Origin of the sequence: Bifidobacterium amazonense, from assembly GCF_018555435.2 — a bacterium.
GTDB lineage: Bacteria > Actinomycetota > Actinomycetes > Actinomycetales > Bifidobacteriaceae > Bifidobacterium > Bifidobacterium amazonense.
This window is the reverse complement of sequence record NZ_JAFEJT020000126.1, coordinates 1-1708: the sequence shown is the minus strand read 5'-3', so window position 1 is coordinate 1708 and position 1708 is coordinate 1. Positions and strand designations below refer to the sequence as shown.

Sequence of the window (1708 nt, the reverse complement as noted above, 5' to 3'; positions counted from 1 at the left end):
GCGCCGACCGGCGCGTGCCCGAACATAGCACCCGAACCGGTGAACCAGATCTTCCGGCTGTTCTCCAGACACCTCAGAACCACCTGACGCCTGCGCGACCGCCGGTTTGACGATCGAGAGGCTAAATTCGCCTTTTGCCGAGGTCAGTTTGACGATTGAGAGGCTGCGGGGCTGGCATAGCGGCCGATCTGAGGCTGTCATCATGCCGTTATCCGAGGCTCTTGAACGAGGTATCTCAGTAAAGTAGCCTCTCAATCGTCAAACCGACCAGAGCAAGCCGCATATTTAGCCTCTCAATCGTCAAACTCATAGTTTCCGGCGATAGTTTCCGGCGATCGACACAGTGGAATCGTCGCGGAACCGTCACGGAATCACATCAATACCGACCAGATCCACGTGCTTCGATGTCACCACCCGCAGACCATATCGGCCTACGACGAGCACGATTCCCATCTCCCAAACGGTTAACATCGATTCTCGGCTCCAACGGCACAGGAGTCCCCAAAACCTTTCCCAGCGCCGTGGCCACTCGCTGGGCCAAAGCCTCCTCAGCCGACTCATCGAGCAGATCCACATACGTGATTTTGATATACGTCCAGCCAGCGGATTCAATGTCCTCGCGACGCTTGTCGTCCCTTAAAACCTGCGCACTGCTGAACCGATGGTGATTACCGTCATACTCTATGGCGATGCGCAGTTCGGGATACGCCATATCAAGGAAAACCGTGCGAGCGGTTCCGGGAATATGCAACGCATGATTCACGGTCGGCTCCGGCAAACCGTATCGAAGAAGAATGATCCTCACACGGGTTTCCTGAGAGGAGTCCGTGTCCTCTCTCATCAACAGCAAGGCACGACGGCATTTCTTGATCCCCGTAAAACCACTGGCCCGCTGAAGATAATGGGCGAAATCCTCAAGCCGAGCGCGTTGTAATCGCCGATCGCGCCGCATCATGGAATCCCCCAGCACAACAAGTTCATCCAGCGGCAGCACCGACGCATAATGCGCCCATGCGCATACCGGAGTGACGCATTCGAAATACCGTCCGACGACCTGCGTTTCTATCGGCCCCACCCACGCCAGATAAGTCACTCCAGGCACATGGCATCGACGTTGCAACGATGGCACGATAACCCACGCCGTAGAATCCCGCCGCGTCGAATAAGGCAGTTTGGGCTTTTCGATGGATAGCAGTTCCAACGCGGTGGAACGCGTGTAGATCAACGGTTGCCGGGTACGGCGCTGCAGTTCGGCGCAAGCCTGTACGCGGAGGGTCTTCAGCTCGGTGAGCGCTTTGAGGGAGATTGAGTCGTCAGCCATAGTCTGACCGTACGGGACGTATCGTCGTCGCACCACACGGTACGGCGAAATTGTGGATATGTTGAGAAATGTGGATAACTCAATTTCGACGACCGTTCACTACTGCCGGCGATGATGAGCGGACTCTCGACGCATAATCTGCGGCATTTGCGAGGGTGAGGTCCGCGCGTGTTGCGAACGGTGACCGCCGAAACACGAAGTCTTGAACCGTCTTGAACCCGGCCAATCGCGGTCCGCACATGTCAAGAACGAACCGTGTCGAACGGTCGCCGGGAATGAAGCGCAAGGCCTCTTCGCTATAGTCAGAGGTTAAGCCGCGCCGTGCGCTGCACTACCTATCGCGCGGCGCAGCGCACAACGATTAGCGATCCATCGATCCTGCAAATG

2 protein-coding genes are annotated in these 1708 nt (G+C 56.7%); both read right to left on the bottom strand.

What is annotated here, in order from left to right:
* Window positions 1–204 (bottom strand): hypothetical protein (locus JS533_RS13605; RefSeq protein WP_241515358.1); only part of this gene is annotated, 204 nt, incomplete at its 3' end.
* Between the two features lie 172 nt (window positions 205–376).
* Window positions 377–1321: an endonuclease domain-containing protein gene (locus JS533_RS13600; protein ID WP_241515356.1), complete on the bottom strand. Its 945-nt coding sequence runs from the start codon at window positions 1319–1321 to the stop codon at window positions 377–379.
* Window positions 1322–1708: the final 387 nt, after the last annotated feature.

Coding starts and splice junctions, on each gene's coding strand:
- JS533_RS13600 (WP_241515356.1), bottom strand. CDS start 1,321: ATGGCTGACGACTCAATCTCCCTCAAAGCGCTCACCGAGCTGAAGACC.